Source organism: Psychrobacter sp. UBA3068 (assembly GCF_002366815.1).
Lineage (GTDB): Bacteria > Pseudomonadota > Gammaproteobacteria > Pseudomonadales > Moraxellaceae > Psychrobacter > Psychrobacter namhaensis.
The window spans coordinates 7825-28486 of record NZ_DFBY01000023.1 but is presented as its reverse complement, the minus strand read 5'-3'; the positions used below and the strand labels follow the sequence as shown (position 1 = coordinate 28486).

Here is a 20662-nt window from a genome sequence, read left to right as displayed (position 1 = left end):
ACCTATCGTGGGTTTAACAGTTTTGTACCGCTAGCCATTATGGCAATCCAATGGCGACGGACAAACCTTGCAACTTCCAGCACGATATAAAATAACTCTGGTAAAGCGCATGAGCCTGTACTCCGACATCCTCATTTGTGCCTGATTTTATTTGCCTGTTTGGGCTTATTTCATACTTTTTTGTCGGAGTTACAGGAGTCTAAGGTGTTCAATACCAAGAGCCACACGGCCAACCAATCCAAAGTCAATCATACCAAGTACACCCGTCGTTACCGTCCGTGTCATCCTCTGGCGCAATATGCAGTCAATCAAATAGAGGCACTTAAGCTGTGTTCGCAAGACATTGTCAAAGCCATGGGTTATCCTCTGAAGCATACCATACCCGCCTGTGATCGCCTGCGGCACGTACTGTCGAATAAGCATCTTGGGCTGGATGGCAGTTATATAGACAAATACTTTACAGCCGATGATTTTTTAGCGAAGCTGTTTGTGGTGCTAGAAATACCTTATGCCCCGTTTGCAGAAGACATCGAGCAGATTAAGTACAAATTAGCCCATGCCCCCAATCCTTTGCCCCAATATAACTTACGAGCGGATGTGGATTTTCACTTTACTAGCGGGGCAAACTGGATGTCTCGCGCCGCCGCATCACGTTTCGCTCAGGTCCATCTACCTCGTGGTTTTGCCACACTGGATGAGGCAGAGCGGGAGTCGATAGTGCAAGAAGGTATTTGTGAGCACTATCAGCAGTATGAAGGGCATTTGCCGTATGACGGGATAATCAAAGGCTATCGACTGACTACTGAACAAAATAATACAGTGGTGGATAGAGTGACGTACGGCTTACCAAAGTCTAGTGGTGTGTAAGTTCTGTGATTATATAAAAGGCCTGTTAACTTGAGTGAAGAGATTTTGGTAGATAAGCCATAAAAAGATGGGATATATATAGTCAATTCTAAATAAAACAGATACATCATATTCTGACGTGGAACTGGAATAAATTTTTCTGGCGTGCTGTGCCTGCGCAGACAGAGGCTGCAAAAAATTCATTCAGTCCCACTGTGTCGCTTTTATACTGAACTCACTATACAAACATTTTAAGCAATATATAGCTTCACTTTATAGTGAGGCTTTTTTTATTGTCAAAGCCAACGTTTTAAGCGATATATTCTATATCTATGCCTTGATTGGTCATTCAGGTTTAGAGATTGCCCGCCATAAAATCACAAACAGCGCATCGAACTCCGCAATAATGGGTGTCTCTGTCTGACGAATGATATGCATCAGTCCAAGGCGGTTAATAAACCCCATAAACACGTCAAAAAGTGTATAAAGTGGCACTGTGTCATTTAACACACCACGAGTTTGGCCATCTTCTAACACCGTCAAAAACGCGTCAATCAGCTCTTTGTTCTCATAAATAGCGATATTACGAAAGTGTAGTTCTGACACCGAATATAACACCATCACCGCGTCGGGATGGGAGTCGACAAAGTCAAAGCATACCCATAACGTCTTACGCAGCCGCTCCTCTACGCTATCAATACCTTGTAGGTGATCTATCATCCGTGACGCTAGTCGTCCCAACACTCTGTCCATAATGGTATAAAACAGGGTTTGTTTGTCGCCAAAGTATTTGTAAAGGGTTTGCAATGAGACATTAGCGGTCTTCGCAATCTGCGCCATGGTGACCTCATTAGCATCAAAACCTGCAAATAGCTTACGTACGGCTTTTTCAATATTGTCCAGCGTGGTAGGGCGCATAGCGGATAAAGGGGATAGGTGCCGGGCCTCAGTGACGTGATCTACCTGACTGGTCGTTTTCATACCTTATGCTTCCTGTGTGCTGGTGTGTTTTAGACATTTTCTACGCAAGCCCTAAGTCGCCCAACCAACTTACTACACAAACAAAATGAGTAATGGGTATTACCATTGTTGTTTAAGTGGTTGCGCGAGTACGGATACTATCCTAGTATAAGTACTCAGTGTGAGCAATCAACAAGGGTTTATTATCTGTTTTTAACGGTAATACATATTACCATACATAGAGTGATTTCCCTTTAGATAAGTTTGGCTTACCCACTACCCATTCACCCTCGTCAAGGATAGACAACATGAGTATAGAAAAATTTACCCCAAACTGGATGACTGAAGAGCACCAAATGGTTTATGACAGTGCGCTAAAAATGTTTAAAAGTTGGGAGTCAAAGGATGAGCAGTGGCGCAAAAACGGCATGATTGATCGCGCGGCTTGGGAAGAGGCAGGGGCGATGGGGTTTTTGTGCGCATCAATACCAGAAGCGTATGGCGGCGGCGGCGGAGATTTTGGCCATGAAGCGGCGCTTCTTTATGCACAAGCAGAGGCCAATCAGTCAGGTTTTGGTGGGACGGTGCATTCAGGTATTGTCGCCCCTTATATCTTGGCTCATGGTACAGAAGAGCAGAAAAAAGAATGGCTACCTAAGATGGCGACTGGTGAGTATGTGGCCGCGATTGCTATGACTGAACCTGGGACTGGCTCAGACCTACAAAATATCAAGACTTACGCCGTAAAAGATGGTGAGGACTATATTATCAATGGTTCAAAAACCTTTATCACCAATGGTCAGCATGCCAATCTGATTTTGCTGGCTTGCAAGACAGATCGTGATAAAGGCGCTCAAGGTGTCTCACTTATTATGGTAGAAACCGATAAAGTGACTGGTTTTGAGCGTGGTCGTAATCTCGATAAGATCGGTATGACTTCACAAGACACCTCAGAGCTGTTCTTCAGTAATGTACGTGTGCCCCAAAAGAACCTTTTGGGTACAGTAGAAGGCATGGGTTTCATTCAGATGATGCAAGAGCTGCCCCGTGAGCGTTTGATCATTGCCATATCAGGGATTGGTGCAATGAAGCTTGCGATCAATTTGACACTAGATTACGTTAAAGGCCGAGAAGCCTTTGGCAAGCCAGTTTGGTCGTTCCAAAATACGCGCTTTAAGATGGCAGAATGCTACGCCGATTATCTTGCTGCTAGCAGTATGTGTGATGCCGCTATCGATGCCATGTTAGAAGGTAAATTAACCGTTCCTCATGCCTCACTGGTTAAGTACTGGGTGACGCAAAAACAATGTGACGTGATTGATGAGTGCGTCCAGCTCTTTGGGGGCTATGGCTACATGACAGAGTATCCAATCGCTCGCTTGTATGCCGATGCTCGAGTACAAAAGATCTACGGTGGCACCAATGAGATTATGAAAGAGCTGGCGTCACGCTTTATGTAAGTGTTTGCCGCCGTTTTTTGGATAAAGTTAGTACGTTTTATGGTTCGTTGAAAATAAAATTGCGCTAGTTATTGTTGATTGATAAAAGAAAAAAGGGATTTTTTATGACTGAGACCGCTTACATTTATGAGGCTATCCGTACCCCGCGTGGTAAAGGAAAAAAGGATGGTTCTTTGTATCAGGCATCACCGACTTGGTTGACGCGCACCTTATTAAAGGAGATGCAGCAGCGTCACCACTTGGACACCAGTTTGGTTGATGATGTGGTGCTTGGGTGTGTGACACCAGTTGGTGAGCAGGGTTCTGATATTGCACGCATCGCGGTTATCGACGCTGGCTGGGCACAAAGTGTCGCGGGTGTCACCTTGTCTCGGTTTTGTGCGTCAGGCCTTGAGTCTATCAATTTGGCTGCCGCCAAGGTCATGTCCGGTATGGAGGGCATGGTGGTGGCAGGTGGGGTTGAGTCCATGAGCCGCGTACCGATGGGTTCTGATGGTGGCGCTTGGTATATGGACCCCCGGGTCAATGAAGCGACGCATTTTGTGCCGCAAGGGGTTGGCGCAGATACTATAGCGACGCTCAAAGGCTTTAGCCGTACTGACGTTGATGCCTTTGCCACCGAGTCGCATCGCCGTGCTGCTAATGCGTGGGAGAAAGGCTACTACGATAAGTCCGTCGTTCCTGTGACGGATATCAATGGCATGATACTGTTGGACAAAGATGAAACCATCCGTCCTAACACCAATGTTGAGACGTTAGCGGGACTTAAGCCCTCTTTTATTGTGCCCGGGAAAATGGGCTTTGATAGCGTCATATTAGACAGGTATACCAGCATTGAGAACGTTGACCACGTGCATCATGCTGGCAACTCTTCGGGTATCGTCGATGGGGCCGCTCTGTGTTTAGTCGGTAGTGCCGCTGCTGGTCAAAAAGCAGGTCTTAAGCCACGCGCTAAAATCACGATGGCATCAGTGATTGGTTCAGAGCCTGCCATTATGCTGACAGGCCCGACGCCCGCTTGCCAAAAAGCTCTCAAAAAAGCGGGTATGCAAGCCTCAGATATTGACCTGTGGGAGATCAATGAGGCGTTCGCTGCTGTGCCTTTGAGTACCGCTGATGATTTTGGACTCTCGCTCGATATCGTCAATGTCAATGGCGGCGCGATCGCTATGGGTCATCCGCTTGGGGCAACAGGTGCCATGCTCATGACGACTGTCCTAGATGAGTTAGAACGTCGTGACCTAAAAACGGCGATGATTACCCTATGTGTGGGCGGCGGTATGGGTATTGCGACGATCATTGAGCGTGTCTAGAGCATTGAGCGCGAACAGGTTGATATGCTTTTATTAGCTTGATTTGGTTCAGATGGGAAGAGCATTGTAATTAAGGGACTATTCAAAGGACGAAACATGACTATAAACAATAGTGTAAAAGATGGGGCTAAAGACAGTGTGGATTTAATTAATAAGCTGAAAGGCTTTTCTGCCCAGCGTGATGACGATGGCATCGTGACTGTCATCATTGATCAAAGTACGCGTAAAATGAATGTCATCGGTGATGGTTTTACCGAGGCGTTTGCGGCAATGACAGACCTCTTTATCAACGATGAGTCTGTGAAAGGCTTAATCTTGACGTCAGGTAAAGAGACATTTGTGGTCGGTGCCGACATTGACCAATTGGCTACTATCAAAACCGCTGAGCAAGCGTTTGAGTTGGCTGAAGATCTGAAAGGTAGTCTGCGTAAACTTGAGACATCAGGAAAACCTGTCGTTGCAGCGTTGACAGGGACAGCACTTGGCGCTGGTTTAGAGCTTGCCCTAGCGTGTCATTATCGTGTTGCAATCGATGCACCTAACATGAAGCTGGGACTGCCTGAAGTCAAATTGGGCTTGCTGCCAGGCGGCGGCGGTACTCAGCGTTTACCGCGCCTAGTCGGTATTCAAGCGGCGCTTGAGCTGATGACGCAAGGCAAAGAGCTGCGCCCAGCCAATGCTAAAGACATGGGTCTGATTGATGCCATTGCCACTGACAAAGTAGATATGCTAAAGCAGGCCAAAGAATGGATTAAGGCCAATCCAAGTGCCCAGCAGCCATGGGATAAAAAAGGCTTTAAAATCCCTGGTGGCGATAGCAAGCATCCTCAGGTAGTGCCAGTATTTTCAGTGGCGCCAGCCATGGCCAATCAAAAATCGCACGGCAATTATCCAGCGATTACGCACATCATGTCTTGCGTGTTTGAAGGGTGCCTCGTGGATATCGACACCGGTCTTGAGATTGAATCGCGTTACTTTGCGGCTTGTGTGCTCTCTGTTGAATCTAAAAACATGATCAACACGCTATGGACTCAGCTTAACAATATTAAAAAAGGTCAGTCGCGTCCTCAAGGGTTTGAGCGCACACAAAGCAAAAAAGTCGGTATTTTGGGCGCTGGTATGATGGGGGCGGGCATTGCTTATGTCACTGCCAAGGCGGGCATTGACGTTGTGCTACTGGACACCGAGATAGCAGGGGCGGAAAAAGGCAAAGCGTACTCTGCTAAGATTCTTGATAAAGCTATCAGTCGTCAGCGCGCCACTCTAGAGCAAAAACAAGCGCTATTAGAGCGTATCAAGCCAACTGTTTCCTACGACGATTTGGCAGAGTGTGACCTTATCATTGAAGCGGTATTTGAAAATCGAAACATCAAAGCCAAGTGTACGCAGCAAAGCGAAACCGTCATTGCTAAAACAGCGGTTTTTGCCTCTAATACTTCCACACTTCCCATCACTGGACTGGCAAAAGCCAGCACGCGCCCAAATCAGTTTATTGGTCTGCATTTCTTTTCACCCGTTGATAAGATGCCTTTGGTTGAGATCATCATGGGCGAGCAAACCGATGATGCGACTTTAGCCAAAGCCTTTGATTATGTGCTGCAAATTGGCAAAACGCCTATCGTGGTGAATGACAGTCGTGGGTTTTATACCTCGCGTGTGTTTGGCACGTATGTCTCAGAAGGTATCGCCATGTTAGGTGAGGGCGTTCATCCACGCCGTATCGAAGTGGCTGGCACGAAAGCAGGGATGCCGATGCCGCCACTGGCGTTACAAGATGAGGTGTCATTGAGTCTTGCGCTACACGTTAGTGAACAGCAGCAATTGGATATGGCCGCAGAAGGAAAGTCAACTCCTGTACGCCCATCGTATGAGATTCTCAAGACACTGGTAAAAGAGTACAACCGCGCAGGCAAAAAGAGCGGCAAAGGCTTTTATGAGTACTCAGACAATGGCGATAAATACTTATGGCCTGAATTGATGAAACTATACCCACCAAAAACCGAGCAACCACCGCAGCAGGATTTGGTCGATCGGTTGATGTTTATCCAAGTCAATGAATCCGCTAAGTGTTATGAAGAAAACGTCGTACGCTCTGTCGCTGATGCCAATATTGGTTCTATTTTTGGTTGGGGCTTTGCGCCATATCAGGGTGGTACGCTACAGTTTATCAATGCCATGGGAATAGACGCGTTTATTGCGCGTAGCCGTGAGCTTGCTGCGACATACGGGGAGCGTTTCGAGCCTGCTCAGATTTTGTTAGCAATGGCAGACAAAGGCGAGGTGTTCTCAGATGACTGACAGACAGTTACCAAACCGTGGACAAATGCATGAACAAATGACTGACTGTCTGCAAGGGTTACGAGTGGTCGATTTGACTCGTAACCTACCCGGACCTTTTGCCACGCGCCTGCTGGCTGATTTGGGGGCAGATATCATCAAAATCGAACCCAAAAATGGTGACCCAGCCAGAGCTTTTGGTGACTTGTTTACCGCCTTGAATCATGGCAAGACCACCGAAAAACATGATTTTCGTGATGCTAAAGGTATTGAGGCCATTAAAGCTCATCTTAAAGACGCAGATGTCATGTTAGATAGCTTCCGCCCTGGTGTCCTAGAAGGTATGGGCCTAGACGCCCAAACGCTGCACGCCATCAACCCAAAGCTGGTGATCACCTCAATCACAGGGTATGGAGTCACAGACAGCACGATGGAAGCTGAGGGCCGCGTCAATCATGACTGGGCCAATAAAGCAGGTCATGATATTAACTTTATGGCCATGAGCGGTGTCCTTGATCAATTAAAGACCGCCCAAGGTGAGCAGGCCATGCCGAATGTCCAGTTTGCTGATTTAGCGGGCGGTAGTGATACGGCAGTGATTGCTATACTTGCTGCTGTATTCGCCGCCCAGCGTAACAGCAAAGGTCGTCATATTGCGATCAGTATGACCCATAGCTTATATCAACACATGGTCATGCCAAAGGCAACCGGCGCACTGGTTGAGAATTTCACAGGTAAGCGTCCCATGCCGCAGCATGACTTTTTGGGCGGGGCACTGCCTTGCTACCGTTTATACCAAACTGCCGACCATCGTTATATGGCGGTTGGCTCATTGGAGCTAAAATTCTGGCAAGGACTGTGCGATGTGCTGGAGTTGCCAGCGCTTAAAGACGTACACTGGCAACGGGGCGTTATGCCGCACATGATTGAGAGCCAGTCGGCAACCAAAACAATCGCAGAAAAATTTGCCAGTCAAACGCTTACCTATTGGCAACAAGTCTTTGCCTCGGTTGATGTCTGCGTGACCCCTGTACTGAGCTTACATGAAGCCAAAGCGCATCCCTTGTTTGCCCATCAAGATGAGTATGACGCCACATCCGGATGGCAGCAGATTGTATAAAAAAATGGCCGAGCATTATCACTCATGCAGCACGGGATACCTTTTTTTAACTCAACCCTTGATGAGGTCATTCAGATAAATGGCTTTTTTCTAAATTCGCCAAAAATGCGGCAAAGCCCTCTGCCGCCCGAGCTTCTAAACGGCTGCTGGTAATCACACGGACCTGATTGCTCCAAGTGATGGCATAGCCTTGGGCCTCAAATTTTTTAACCAAATCCACATCTTCATGACAAGGCAATGGAGCAAAGCCACCAACCGTGAGATATGCTTCACTGCTAAACATTAAATTTGCGCCGTGAATGTGGCGATGTCCCATACTGTCTTGGTAGTGATTGATATAATCTTGTCGCGTTTGCGGTGCTAAATGCGCCCAGCTATCCACGCTCACCACACCGCAAATTATATCCGTAGGCTGCTGCGTCATATGGGCGATTTGCTGTATCAGCCAGTCTACCGTTACGATTGAATCTGCGTCTGTGCAGGCAATCCACGTTGCGCCTTTTTTGATAGCATGGCGAATACCCATATCTCGCACCCGTCCCACACAGTGATAATGACAGCATAGGTAATCCACACCTGCGGCTTTGACTAATGCAAGCGTCTCATCGGTGCAACTATCCAGCACCACAAGAGGGTACGCCGTAATGGTCGGCGGCAGCTGCGTCATGGCTGTCTGAACCGACGTGAGGCAATTGGTCATTGTCATCGCTTCATTATGAGCGGGAATCACAATACCGATTTTTATCTCATTCATGTACCACCCATTGTGTTGCTAGCTGTCGTACGCCTCATATTAAGTTTTCTTGCATAGCGACTGAATTTGAAGTGTTTTGCCAAACGTCTAGTAAAAAATCGGTATCGATAATCTCACTTTGATGACTAAAAGCCACTTGCTGAGCGCTCTTATTGTTTGTCCCACGCTTTGCTAAATTAAATGCTTGGTGTAAGCGTTGGTGCACCGTGTCGCCCGTCATCACAAAGCCATCAATGGGGTAGCGCCAGTGACAGCACAGTAATGTGCCGCCTATGGCAAGGTTTTGACCGATCCAAGTGGTCACCGCATCAATCTCGTCTGGCGATAAATAATATAAAATTTCGCTAATGACAACCAAATCAAAGGGTGGTTGATTGACAAGCGGATGGTCTGATGAAGGATCAGATCCTAAAAATGCCTCTTTAAAAGTGAATAGGGCGTTAGGAATCGTCCCTTGAATCACCCTAACATGAGAGAACGCTGCCAAGCGTTGACTGGCAAGTTGTACCGCATGATGATTACCATCTATACAGGTCAATGCCTGACAGCGGCGGGCCAGTAATTCGCTAAAAACGCCATTGCCGCAGCCCAATTCAATGGCATTGCCATATTGTGCTTGGGGCAGGACCGCCAGACACATATCACGTTTGCGTTTTTCATACCAGCGGGTCTGATATTGCCATGGGTCGGTACTGTCGCTATATAACGCATCAAAATACGTGGCTGAATAGCTGTCAGACTGGTTGTCAGTATCAGTATCAGTATCAGTATCAGTATCAGCGGTAAGCGTCATTGGCGTTGTCAATTCAGACATGTGGTTCATACAAATAAACCTCCCAGAGCTGGCTAATTCTAGCGATGGCTTGCGCCGATAAAATGGGCGGGTTGCCCGTACTTTCATCAACAGTGATTTGGCTTTTAAAACAGGCAATGGCTTGCGTTTTACGCTGTAATTGCTCAGCGGTTAAATCAACTCTGAGGGCACAGTGCCAAGGAATGCGGCCATCATCCGGTTTTGCCCAATGCCATGCCCAAATAAGTGCTTGATAACAGGCCAAATTGTGCTGCTTGGCAAAAGCAGATACCACCTGTCCTGTGGCTTCGTGATCAGGATGGCCATCGTGAACAAAAGGTGTCACTAAAATATCGTCAGGCTGAATAATAGCGGCTAATTTTTCGTTAAACGGGGCTTGTTGTGCAAATACATCACCATCTGCTAAACCTAGAGTCATAGTCGTGACTTGTTGAGCGATGCCCAATGCTTTTAAGGCCGCAAGGCTTTCTTGTGGACGGATGACATTAAGTTTTTGTGGCGGATAAATCTGTGAGTCTGGGTGGCTTTGTGTGCCATTGGTCACATGAATCAAGATGATAGGATTGCCATTAGCCGCCAGTTGTTGCAGCATACCGGCGCAGCCCAAGATTTCATCATCGGGATGCGGGGCAAAGACACACACACGCTGATGCGGCAAAAAATTTTGTGCAAGATTCAATCGAGGTAAGTCTTGCAGTCCTTGCCAATTCTGCCAAGCGTCTTGACTGGTGCCATCGCCCTCAATCACACGGTCACCGACAATCGGATGATTGTGTTCAGAAGTGGCCGTATAATCGGTTACGGTATCGGTACTGCCCGCTGCCTCATTATCGCTAAATGTTAGGTCAGACCATGCAGGATGTTCTGACATATTGGTGGTTACAGTTGCCATATATCTTCCTGTCCATCCGTTGATTCATTGATTGTTTCGCTGGCTAAAGTACTTGATAGTTCGCCAATTTTTTGTAAATCAAACGCGCCGTGACTTTGGCGAATAAATACAGGCAAATCCGCTGATAGCCTTGCGAAATGGGCATTACCACAAAAGGGTGCTGCGCCCAATGCCAGTCCAACGGTTTCGATGACTTCACGCGCCAACTGCTCGACGTTCACTCTTAATTGGCGAATGGCAAGTTCATGACTGTGTTCTGGTTGGCTGTCTATCAAGTGAGCCACATGGCGAAAATACTGCTGAGTGACGGCCAATGCTGTGCCAATCTGTCCCAGATACATGGCTTTAAAATCGTGCGGTTTACGCTGATACCCTTTTATCAAATAGGTCGCTATAGATGCCGTTGCGCCATACCAGCAGGCAGCTACCCCTGCCGCGCCATGCCAAAAGCCCACGCGTTCTAAATACGCGTTTGCCGCGCCAACATGACTGGCTGCTGCTTGATTGAACTGTATGGTAGCTGTATCAGTGGCTTGCATGCCGACCGCTTGCCATGCTCCGTTGTCGATCTTGATCCCGTCTTGCTGCATATTCACAACAAGTAATTGCAATTGTCCATTCTCATCTCGATAAGTCATGAGCCCATGATCCACGATATTGGCGCCTGAACACCATGACTTTGAGCCGCTGATTTTGCCTTGTTGATAACGTATGGGGTCAGGATGACCTTCTGCCGCCCAAATTGCCCATAGTCCTTGTCCCCGCTCGCTATAGCTGACTTCATGTAAAATACTTAGGGCGTCTAAGTGCGACTCAAACCATTTAGCAATCGTTAAATCAATGCCTGCCACATATGCCAAAATTTGCCAACGCATTAAGGTGTGTGGGGTTGTCCTGTCACCACTGGCAGGATGGGGGATTTTGTCGCTATAAGTGACTAAACGCTTTAAGATGTCGTGCCGCAGTTTATCGGTGATAACCAACGTGTCAATCGTCTGACGATCAGCGGAGATAATGTCGTCTATAGCGATCTTAATGTTTTGTAATAAAGGATTTTTTGCCTCTAACGTTACCATGGAGATTTCCTAATGATTATTGTGGATCAGGCCTTTAGACGGTAGCTGGACACTCGTTGGTTGTGGGATGATTTTTGACATCGTATAGATCATCTAAAAAATCTTGCTGCCAAGCGTGTAAATTGTCTTGCTGTAACCCCTGTAACAACGCATGATAGCGCTCCTTTCGCTGGGCAAGTGGCATCTCTAAAGCTGTTTTTAAACCGTGTATGATGCTTTTGGGCTGGTGCGGATCGATAATGACCGCCGCTTGCATTTGTTCAGCAGCCCCTGCATAACGTGATAGCATTAACACACCTGGATTCTCAGGGTTTTGGGCGGCAATGTATTCTTTGGCGACTAGGTTCATCCCATCTTTAAGCGAATTGACCCAACCGATATCGCTGTGCCAAAACGCCCTCATTAGTGCCTCGTGATTTAATACTTTTTCGCTATACGTAATTGCCTGCCAGTTATTTATAAAATCGTTAGCTTTGTCGTGGGCGCTACAGTCATCGGTTTTAAACGTAGGCGTTTGCTCCCCACTAGGCAAAAATTGCTGATTAATACCATGGACGGTTTTTTGGACATTGTCATAAAGCCGGCGATAAACAGGTAGGTCTAAGCGGCTAGGGCAGGCAATTTGCAGTAATTTTAGCTGGTTTTGATATAGCGGATGTTGTTGTAAAAAATAGCGATATGCTGAAAAACGCTCCAATAAACCTTTGGAGTAATCAATTCTATCGACAGCAATTATCTGCTGTGCGGCGGGCTTTATGACGTTTTCTTGCTGTGGGTGTTTTACCGTTTGTGAGGGTAGACGTGAAGATGAACGAGTGATCTGCTGCTGGATTTTTGCAACGTTCACACCGATTGGGTAGGCGTTAATTGCTAAACAGTGCGTGGCGCATAAATCTAGATTGAGCGTTAAATGCACCCCAGCGAATCGGTTAAACGGGGTAAAGTCTTGACTGTTATACGACTTGTGTAAAGGGCTGTGTTGTAAAAAGCGGCCGTTTAAATAATGCTGAAAGACGGCTATAGCGTTGGTTTTATCTTGCTGAGTTTGCGTACCAAGTACATCATAATGGGCAAGATGTTCAATCAATTCAGGGCTTTGGTCAAGTTGCTGCCAAAATGCCAGTGGGGCAAATGGAATGTGCAAAAAAAAGCCAATACGATTATTTATCCCTAATTGTCGACAGTAATGCGCCACGCTTAAAAAATGGTAATCATGAACCCAAATCACGTCATCCGGTTCAATCACTTTTTTTAATTGCCTGGCAAAAAGATGGTTTACCGCTTGATAGCCTGCATAATCTTGCGGGGCTTGGCTGATTAAATTGGCTTGCTCGTGCAACAGTGGCCACAGTACATTATTGGCAAATCCGCAGTAAAAATGTTGGTACTGCTTGGTCGTTAGAGCAGTGGTTATATAGGTGACTTTTGGGTTTGCTCTTTGCCCGTCAGCGTCAGCGCTTGCTAGAGTAGGTGGTTTGCTACTGCTAAACGCATTGGTCGCACAGTCGTTAAAACCATCGACACAAGGATCTAAAATCTTGCCATTCCAGCCCATCCAAATACTTGGATTTTCTATTAATACATCATGCAGTGCTACCGCAAGGCCGCCTGCCATCGGATTGTTGTCGGGCATTTTAACCCGATTAGATAAAACGATTAAACGGCTCATATAACGTGTCTCATTGGGTGTTTGATAGGAGAGGTGTTAGCGTCTGCTAAGTCAGATGGTAGAGCAAGGTGGCTTTGACAAAAGCTTAAGAAGCTCTCAAGCAACACCCGTACCTCGTGTACACTATGCACATAGTAATGGGCGCACGTTCGCTCATCGCCTACTTTAATACCCATGCCCTTTGCTGTTTTTTGGTGTGTTTTTACTGTTTTAGCCCCATTTTTGTCTTGCACAGCTATAAAGCCTGCCTCATCGGTAATGTCATCACCAATAAAGATAGGACACAAGTCTTCGCTGTTTTGCATATTCTTTAATAAGGTTAAAATCGCTGTCCCTTTATCTGCCCCTTTTGGCATGATTTCCCACACATATTTCCCTTGTTTTAATGTCCAATTGGAATGATGGTTTAATACTGCTGACATTATGGTATAAGCTGCATCCGCTAAAGTAGGATCACACCGATAGTGTAGGGCAATGGAATATGGCTTATTTTCTATCGTGAAATCACGATAAGGCAGACAAGATTGGATGATGCGCTGCCTGATAGTGGTAAGCTCGGTAGCATCAACATGTGCAACGCTTATGTGGTCACTATTATTGCCATTACTATTATCACTGTCTTCTTTGCTATCAAAGGCTATTTCTAGCCCATGAGTGGCGGCAATCGGTAACTGTAGAGGAGACAGCATTTTTTTTGCTTCATCAAGACTGCGTCCGGTGACGATGGCGACGTTAACGCCATGATTTTGTATTTTTTGTAAAAGTGTCAATGTGGCGTTTGGAATGGCGCTGTCTTTGGGATTAAGCGTAAAATCCGCCAGCGTGCCATCCATGTCCAAGAACAAACAATAGCGATACTGATTAGATAAATAATCAGCAAAGGTGTTGGGCGGGATGTACGACGGCGTACTTATGCTGGGGTTTATTGCAACAGTCACACTTTTTCCTTTTTAGTGAGGCAATATTATGTTTTGACTAAATGTAACCTGACCTTAAAATAGGCTATCTGCTAAAAGCTCATGCGTTTTACGTATGCGTTTGTCAGTTTGGGTGGCGAGAGTAACGAGCCGTATACCTCCAAACCTGATAATAAGTTTGCCATAGACCCAGTTATACTCTGGTGGCGAGTATGTTTAATTTGGCATAATTTCTGTAACTTCCCAGACATACCCTTAGTGAACGCGCTTTCGTGAATAATGGCTCATCTACTGCTTGGATTGATAAGTACAGGTTTCAGCCGTTTTTTATTAAGGGTTTTTCACGTTTTATAACAGCCTAATTTGCTTTAGTATCGATGGAGTTGTTTGGCTGTTTTCTTTTATTCCATATTTTCATATGTTAATTCTTATTATTTTAGTGTGCTTATATTTACTTTAATGACAATAAGATTATGATGTAGCGCTGCGTTGCTCGTTGAGAATCCTTAACAGCTTCATACGCCCCAATATTTCACTATAAATTTTTATATAACGATATCCGATTAAAGGCATCGGAGAAGGACGGCATTACTTTGAATACTATGACGAGAGTTCAACCTGTAAATGATACAAAAGATCCTATTTTAAGAGACAGTCTTGCGTTAAATGCGCCGCAGAAAATATTAATAGCAGGAGGCGCCATTGCAGGATTGATCTTGCTTATCTACTTGCTTGATACCCAGCACATCTCTCAATCACTGCTTCTGGGCATAGGTCTTTTGTTAGGCTACACCCTCTTTCATGCTCGTTTTGGTTTTACCTCGGCGTTTAGACGGATGATGGCGGTAGGCAATGGGCAGGCGATGCGTTCTCATATGCTGATGCTGGCTGTCGCGGTGACATTGTTTGCGCCAATCCTTGCTTATGGCACCACATTTTTTGGTGGTCCGGTTGCAGGCTACGTAGCCCCGTTAGGTGTCAGTTTAGTCGTGGGCGCGTTCGTATTTGGCATTGGTATGCAACTTGGCGGCGGCTGTGCTTCGGGCACGCTCTACGCTGTAGGGGGTGGGCGTTCTGTTATGTTTATAACGTTCATTTTCTTTATCGTCGGCGCCACGATTGGTGCTTATCATCTGCCATTCTGGACAGAAGAGATGCCCGCCTACGCCCCTTATTCTTTGGCCACTTCTACAGGCTTTGGCTATACAGGTGCTTGGCTGCTATCTCTTGCTGTTTTTGGTATCATCGCATGGGTGACATTAGTTGTTGAAAAAAAGAAAAATGCCCCTAAGATGGCGCCTGTGCCTTCAGAATCTGGCTGGAAACGTATTTTTCGCGGTTCTTGGCCCCTGTTTGCAGCGGCAATTGTTTTAGCACTGCTGAATGCACTGACCTTGCTCGCCCGTGGTCAGCCTTGGGGTATTACGTCCGCATTTACATTGTGGGGCTCTAAAATTGCTAGTGGCTTAGGGGTCGATGTGGCCAGCTGGGGCTATTGGCAAGGGGCGAATGCAGCCGCGCTTAACACGTCCGTTTTTGCAGATTCAACGACTGTACTCAATATCGGTATCATCATTGGCGCATTTATTGCTTCGGCTGCCGGTGGTTTATTCAAATTCACGCAGATTACGGTCGGCAATTTTGCGGCTTCAGTAATTGGTGGGCTGATGATGGGATATGGTGCCCGTCTTGCATTCGGCTGTAATATTGGCGCTTACTTTGGTGGTATTGCTTCTTTTAGCTTGCATGGCTATATTTGGGGCATACTCGCCATGGCAGGCACTTTTTTAGCATTGTACATGCGTCCCCTGTTTGGACTGTCAGTGCCAAAATCTAACGATTCTGTGTGCTAATACAAAATACTCATCCCTATGATGAGAGTGTCTAATCTGAAAAGGCTCGCAATTAGTTGTGAGTCTTTTTTACTGGGTGTTCCATCGTAAAATGAGGGACGCTTCTGAGGTTTAATAAGGCTCGTTTGTACCGTGTGACGGGTTATGTGCCAGCTTTTGAGTTTGAAAAACGGTATTATAGTCGTTTAACCTTGACCGCTATTATTGCCTGATAGGGTTAAATCAGCCTTCGATACAGTCGGAGCGGTTCCATACATTGAATAACTACTATGTATGTCTGATCCGCTATGAAAGAACATTTATACAAGACCATTGATATATAAGGCACATTGCTATGGAAACAAAACAGAATCCTCTGGAACAAAGCCAAAATGCTGTAGAACACAGACCCGTATTTATGCCTAGAGTCAACAGTGACAATCTGGTAAAAACGGACATGGTGAGGTTTGAGCGGCATGTGGGGTTTGCGAGTAGACAGAAGAAAAAATCTATCAATGATCTGCATCAAGTCATTCGTAAAAAGTATGGTTTTAACCACGTCCTAGAGCTGTCTAGTAAATCGGGTAATAAGTTGAGCTTTCCGCTAAGCCCACTGAGCTTGAAGCTAACGAATGAGCATGATGGTAGAGAATATAGTGTCGAAAACGCTTTTTATGCCAGTAAGGTGTTTGAACATGGTGGACCTTACATCGACTTGCTGAACGCCCCGCCAAGACAAGCCAAAAAAGACGAGCGATTAACGGCCTCAGGTGAACTCATTGGCTACAACTATTTTGGTATGGAGTGGAGTATCGAGCCATTGACCACCTTTTATGATTGGCTATATGTGAATGCTCTAAAACAAAATCCTTCGCTGCACGAGGCGGTCATGCAGTATCAAGCTTTTACTGATATTACGTTTAATCCTAAAAAATCTATCCATAGTGCGGCTTATGCGCTGGCGATGTTTGTGGCGCTCAATAAGCGAGAGTTGCTCGATGAGGTTGAAGATCCGATGGCATTTTTTGATTTATGTAGTGACTTTAAAGTGAGCAATACCGAGCAGCTTTTGGAAAAGGGTTGGGTCTGATCGCTAGATTGGCACTCTGTTTTGAATGCCATGACACAGAGGCATAGAGACATAGTCACCAGTCAGTTTTTATAAACTGTAGTGATTGAGCCTGCGTTTTTATGACTATATATCTAAAAGCGTTGGAATGAGAGACAATACGCCACAGGCTTTTAGCCGCTGTGATATTGAAAAGTAGAAACGTGCTTAGAGATGCGTACAAATTGATAATGTTAGACATTTAATAAAGCTAACCCAAATAAAAAGGCAGTTCCAAATGACCGACAATAACCCATACAACTTTTTACCTTTGCAGCCGACAGGTAGAAATGAGACTGATACTGCAAACACTTATGCGCCTGAAGACATGATTAAAATATATGAGCAGCAATTTCTCATTTCAGTGCCTGAAGAAAAGCTAACAGAGTTTTTGCCAGCGCTCAAAGAGTTTTATGACATTGATGATCATACGTTAGACGTCAGTGCCGTTATTTTTGAGGCAATCGCGGATTCTAGCATTATTTACAATCATAAAATCAAAGTAGGCGACTATCAAATACTAGGTGAGTTGATAGAGGAGGCGATCGAGTATGATGAAGATAATAAAGAAGACGAAGGCGTTAAAGACAAAGAGATTCGAGCCTACACATTAGAGTGTCAGCGTACTTTTTCCATTAACGATGTAGAGATACCTTATCATTTTAATTTGTTTATTTACGGTGATGGGTATTCTACTTTAACCAAAAAACAAACCGTACTAGAAAAAATGTATTGGTTCGTCAGAGTTAGGTACGAGGAGAACCTATTAGACGATTCTGAAGATGGTGAGAGTTTAGAGTCGATTAATGAGCAGCTGGACCGCTTAGGTATTCGGGAAATGGATCTGACGACCATAGACGAGATAGTAAACTATGTAGAAGACAACATCATAGATGACGCAATGGTGGACGAGCTGAATAAGTTATTAGATGATGCAGAGTAGCGTAAAAAATAAGCGGTTGGGTGAGTGGTGTTTGTGACGCCAAGCACGATAAAATAAAGGGTTGTCTTAGGTAGGTAAAACAATCTAGGGTAGCCCTTTCAATTTGGAGAGTTTAGGGCAGGGCACAGTTTGGGCCCTGAGCTATGCTGAAGAAACCGTACAAGTAAACTTGGTAAACTAACGACTCAACGAGGAGTTTACCATGACCAAGAAAGTTAGAACTTACAGCACAGAATTTAAAGCAGAAGCTGTCAAGAAGATAGCGGATAATAATGGCAATATTTCAGCTACTGCAAAGCAGCTCGGGATCGCCATGCAAACCTTATCTAACTGGCAGAATAAAGCCAATCAGGGCAAGCTTGTGGGCACTGAACAATACGATCCTGATCTTATGAGCGCCCTTGAAGAAGTAAAACGGCTAAAGCGCCAGCTTAAAGTTGCTGAGGAGGAGCGCGAGATATTAAAAAAGGCGACGGCGTACTTCGCCAAGCACAGCTAGTAAAGTACGCTTTTATCAAAGACAATCAGCAGATATTTAGCATCACAACTATGTGCCGTGTATTAAAGGTTAAATCATCAAGTTACTATGACTGGTCAAGTCGTGACATTAGTGATCAGCAGATACATCGTAATCACTGCGAGCTACTAGTCAAAGCCGCTCATACTGAAACATATGAGCGTTATGGCGTAGATCGTCTACATGCGCATCTAAGTGATCAAGGCCATGACATCAGTCCCTACATGGTTAGAAGTATTAAAGAGGAACACGGCATCAAGTGCCGTCGTCATAAGCGCTTTAAAGTCAATACTGATTCCAATCACAATAAACTGGTCTATGACAACGTGCTGAATCAGCAGTTTGACGCCAAGCGTCCCAATGAGTCTTGGGTCAGCGATATTACTTATATCTGGACAAACGAAGGTTGGCTGTACTTAGCTGGAGTCAAAGATTTATACACTAAAGAGCTTGTCGGATACGCTATTAACAAGCGCATGACCGCAGATTTAGTATGTCGTGCGCTTAACATGGCAATTAAGAATAAACGCCCAAGCAAGGGACTAATTGTGCATTCTGATAGAGGCAGCCAGTATTGCAGTCACGCCTACCACACGACCATTAAGCAGCATCAATTTATAGGCTCAATGAGCGGCAAAGGCAACTGTTTCGATAACGCTCCGATAGAAAGCTTCTGGGGCGTATTAAAGAATGAGCTGGTATATCATCAAGACTATAAAACAAGGTTCACAGCCATCAATGATATTATCAGTTATATCGAGCTGTACTACAATCAGACGAGGATTCAAAAGGGCTTGGGCTATAAAACGCCAAGACAGGTGTGGTTTGATTATTATCGTCAAGCTGCGTAACTAAAATCTCCCAAGTTTAAGTCTACGGGATTGACGGCAGGGGTCAATCTTCAGTTTCTAATTCGTAGTCTTCATCATCTTCCTCGTCATAATCCTCATCATATGGGTCTATTCCTAATATGGGTCTATTCCTAGGTATTCAGAAAAAGCATCAGAGACATCAAAATCAAGGCTTGTTAATTTATCGTATACAAACTTAATGGATGTATAGTAAAAATAGTCTAAAAAGTCATATTGTAATTGACTGTAATTTTCATCAATTAATTCATCAGCACTAAAAATTGACTCAGGTTGTTCATTGACTATATGGAGAAGACGAGCATACTGATTTTTATTCAGTACTTTTTTATAGATACCGTCTTCATACATAATGTAGTGAATCAAGCTTTGAAGGCTCATATCATACGAACCATCAACCCAGTCTAAATAGAACTTATCATAACCATAGCCTGGCCTGACTTTAAAATCACCTTGCTCTCTAAAGTGAGCAATATTATTAACAATGATTTGATCTAAGCGGTCTATAATTTCTTGTTCTAGTTCACTAAGGTCAAAGTCATCTAAATTAACAGTTTCTTTTACCTCATTAGGTACACTGTGAATATATGACTCAATAATATTGTCTGTCGGTTGTTCTTTAACAAAATCTTGAGGTTGCCAATCATCAAGAGCATTGTTATTAATCAGTTGAATTAAAAAATCCTTAACTTTATCGGAATAATTATTAAGCTCGTTACCTGAAAGTGAAATATAGAATAATTCAGTGAGATTGATGATGCTTTCAGGCAGTGATGTTAGCTGGTTATCACTAATGATTAAGCCTGTAAGATTTTCTAGGTTACCAATAGTTTCAGGCAGTGATGTTAGCTGGTTATCACTAATGTCTAAGCTTGTTAAGTTTTCTAAATTACCAATACTTTCAGGCAGTGATGTTAGCTGGTTATTCCAAGTTTTTAAGCGTGTCAGTTTTTTTAAGTTACCAATACTTTCAGGCAGTGATGTTAGCTGGTTACGACTAATGTTTAAGTCTGTAAGATTTTCTAGGTTACCAATAGTTTCAGGCAGTGATGTTAGCTGGTTATCACTAATGATTAAGTCTGTAAGATTTTCTAGGTTACCAATAGTTTCAGGCAGTGATGTTAGCTGGTTATGACTAATGTTTAAGTCTGTCAGATTTTTTAAGTTAGTAATAGTTTCAGGCAGTGATGTTAGCTGGTTATTCCAAGTTTCTAAGCGTGTCAGTTTTTTTAAGTTACCAATACTTTCAGGCAGTGATGTTAGCTGGTTACCACTAATGTTTAAGTCTGTAAGAT

The 20662-nt window shown here is 44.8% G+C and carries 17 protein-coding genes; 9 read left to right on the top strand and 8 right to left on the bottom strand.

The annotated features are described in order from the left end of the window. The first annotated feature begins 204 nt into the window (after positions 1 to 204). Positions 205 to 867 (top strand): hypothetical protein, encoded by a 663-nt coding sequence (locus B2P60_RS05840; protein ID WP_286739969.1) that lies wholly within the window; start codon positions 205 to 207, stop codon positions 865 to 867. Between the two features lie 324 nt (positions 868 to 1191). Here the strand turns inward: B2P60_RS05840 and B2P60_RS05835 are convergent, their stop codons facing one another. Then, on the bottom strand, positions 1192 to 1827 hold the full coding sequence (locus tag B2P60_RS05835) for a TetR/AcrR family transcriptional regulator (protein WP_230708420.1): 636 nt from the start codon (positions 1825 to 1827) through the stop codon (positions 1192 to 1194). Between the two features lie 287 nt (positions 1828 to 2114). Here B2P60_RS05835 and B2P60_RS05830 point away from each other — a divergent pair, with 287 nt between their 5' ends. The 4 genes from B2P60_RS05830 (at position 2115) to B2P60_RS05815 (ending at position 7976) form a co-directional block, all read left to right on the top strand. Next, on the top strand, positions 2115 to 3266 hold the full coding sequence (locus tag B2P60_RS05830; protein WP_286739967.1) for an acyl-CoA dehydrogenase family protein: 1152 nt from the start codon (positions 2115 to 2117) through the stop codon (positions 3264 to 3266). Between the two features lie 104 nt (positions 3267 to 3370). Continuing rightward, the gene (locus tag B2P60_RS05825) at positions 3371 to 4579 is read left to right on the top strand and encodes an acetyl-CoA C-acetyltransferase (protein WP_286739965.1); all 1209 of its coding nucleotides are present in this window, start codon (positions 3371 to 3373) and stop codon (positions 4577 to 4579) included. 96 nt (positions 4580 to 4675) lie between these two features. Further along, positions 4676 to 6877: a 3-hydroxyacyl-CoA dehydrogenase NAD-binding domain-containing protein gene (locus B2P60_RS05820; RefSeq protein WP_286739964.1), complete on the top strand. Its 2202-nt coding sequence runs from the start codon at positions 4676 to 4678 to the stop codon at positions 6875 to 6877. Then, positions 6870 to 7976, top strand: a complete 1107-nt coding sequence (locus B2P60_RS05815; RefSeq protein ID WP_286739963.1) for a CaiB/BaiF CoA transferase family protein — start codon at positions 6870 to 6872, stop codon at positions 7974 to 7976. The genes B2P60_RS05820 and B2P60_RS05815 overlap by 8 nt, the downstream gene beginning before the upstream one ends. A gap of 67 nt (positions 7977 to 8043) precedes the next feature. On the opposite strand, the gene B2P60_RS05810 is transcribed toward B2P60_RS05815, so the two are convergent. From B2P60_RS05810 to otsB, 6 genes are read right to left on the bottom strand one after another with little or no spacing between them, the layout of a single operon-like run. Beyond that, positions 8044 to 8721 carry a glycosyltransferase gene (locus B2P60_RS05810; protein ID WP_286739990.1) on the bottom strand — a complete coding sequence of 226 codons (678 nt, stop codon included), beginning with the start codon at positions 8719 to 8721 and terminating at the stop codon, positions 8044 to 8046. 43 nt (positions 8722 to 8764) lie between these two features. After that, on the bottom strand, positions 8765 to 9553 hold the full coding sequence (locus B2P60_RS05805) for a class I SAM-dependent DNA methyltransferase (protein ID WP_286739962.1): 789 nt from the start codon (positions 9551 to 9553) through the stop codon (positions 8765 to 8767). Then, positions 9537 to 10436, bottom strand: a complete 900-nt coding sequence (locus B2P60_RS05800) for a PIG-L deacetylase family protein (protein ID WP_286739961.1) — start codon at positions 10434 to 10436, stop codon at positions 9537 to 9539. Before B2P60_RS05800 ends, B2P60_RS05805 begins: the two co-directional genes overlap by 17 nt. Then, positions 10424 to 11512, bottom strand: coding sequence for an acyl-CoA dehydrogenase (locus tag B2P60_RS05795; protein ID WP_286739960.1), 1089 nt, complete (start codon positions 11510 to 11512; stop codon positions 10424 to 10426). The genes B2P60_RS05800 and B2P60_RS05795 overlap by 13 nt, the downstream gene beginning before the upstream one ends. A gap of 34 nt (positions 11513 to 11546) precedes the next feature. Continuing rightward, the gene (locus B2P60_RS05790) at positions 11547 to 13181 is read right to left on the bottom strand and encodes an alpha,alpha-trehalose-phosphate synthase (UDP-forming) (protein ID WP_286739959.1); all 1635 of its coding nucleotides are present in this window, start codon (positions 13179 to 13181) and stop codon (positions 11547 to 11549) included. After that, positions 13178 to 14119: a trehalose-phosphatase gene (otsB, locus tag B2P60_RS05785; RefSeq protein ID WP_286739958.1), complete on the bottom strand. Its 942-nt coding sequence runs from the start codon at positions 14117 to 14119 to the stop codon at positions 13178 to 13180. The genes B2P60_RS05790 and otsB overlap by 4 nt, the downstream gene beginning before the upstream one ends. Before the next feature lie 581 nt (positions 14120 to 14700). Here otsB and B2P60_RS05780 point away from each other — a divergent pair. The 4 genes from B2P60_RS05780 to B2P60_RS05765 all read left to right on the top strand — a co-directional run bounded on the left by B2P60_RS05780 (position 14701) and on the right by B2P60_RS05765 (position 19349). Beyond that, a complete protein-coding gene (locus tag B2P60_RS05780; protein WP_286739957.1) occupies positions 14701 to 15951 on the top strand; it encodes a YeeE/YedE family protein in 1251 nt (416 codons plus the stop codon). A gap of 355 nt (positions 15952 to 16306) precedes the next feature. Further along, a complete protein-coding gene (locus B2P60_RS05775; protein ID WP_286739988.1) occupies positions 16307 to 17020 on the top strand; it encodes a DarT1-associated NADAR antitoxin family protein in 714 nt (237 codons plus the stop codon). Positions 17021 to 17276: 256 nt separating this feature from the next. Further along, positions 17277 to 17981 (top strand): hypothetical protein, encoded by a 705-nt coding sequence (locus B2P60_RS05770; RefSeq protein ID WP_193005491.1) that lies wholly within the window; start codon positions 17277 to 17279, stop codon positions 17979 to 17981. Positions 17982 to 18183: 202 nt separating this feature from the next. Then, a protein-coding gene (locus B2P60_RS05765) for an IS3 family transposase (RefSeq protein WP_286739956.1) occupies positions 18184 to 19349 on the top strand; the annotation gives its coding sequence in 2 pieces (ribosomal slippage) (positions 18184 to 18442 and positions 18442 to 19349; 1167 coding nt in all). A gap of 114 nt (positions 19350 to 19463) precedes the next feature. On the opposite strand, the gene B2P60_RS05760 is transcribed toward B2P60_RS05765, so the two are convergent. Beyond that, positions 19464 to 20662 (bottom strand): leucine-rich repeat domain-containing protein (locus tag B2P60_RS05760; protein WP_414706629.1); only part of this gene is annotated, 1199 nt, incomplete at its 5' end.

Coding starts and splice junctions, on each gene's coding strand:
- B2P60_RS05835 (WP_230708420.1), bottom strand. CDS start 1,827: ATGAAAACGACCAGTCAGGTAGATCACGTCACTGAGGCCCGGCACCTA.
- B2P60_RS05830 (WP_286739967.1), top strand. CDS start 2,115: ATGAGTATAGAAAAATTTACCCCAAACTGGATGACTGAAGAGCACCAA.
- B2P60_RS05825 (WP_286739965.1), top strand. CDS start 3,371: ATGACTGAGACCGCTTACATTTATGAGGCTATCCGTACCCCGCGTGGT.
- B2P60_RS05820 (WP_286739964.1), top strand. CDS start 4,676: ATGACTATAAACAATAGTGTAAAAGATGGGGCTAAAGACAGTGTGGAT.
- B2P60_RS05815 (WP_286739963.1), top strand. CDS start 6,870: ATGACTGACAGACAGTTACCAAACCGTGGACAAATGCATGAACAAATG.
- B2P60_RS05805 (WP_286739962.1), bottom strand. CDS start 9,553: ATGAACCACATGTCTGAATTGACAACGCCAATGACGCTTACCGCTGAT.
- B2P60_RS05800 (WP_286739961.1), bottom strand. CDS start 10,436: ATGGCAACTGTAACCACCAATATGTCAGAACATCCTGCATGGTCTGAC.
- B2P60_RS05795 (WP_286739960.1), bottom strand. CDS start 11,512: ATGGTAACGTTAGAGGCAAAAAATCCTTTATTACAAAACATTAAGATC.
- B2P60_RS05790 (WP_286739959.1), bottom strand. CDS start 13,181: ATGAGCCGTTTAATCGTTTTATCTAATCGGGTTAAAATGCCCGACAAC.
- B2P60_RS05780 (WP_286739957.1), top strand. CDS start 14,701: ATGACGAGAGTTCAACCTGTAAATGATACAAAAGATCCTATTTTAAGA.
- B2P60_RS05770 (WP_193005491.1), top strand. CDS start 17,277: ATGACCGACAATAACCCATACAACTTTTTACCTTTGCAGCCGACAGGT.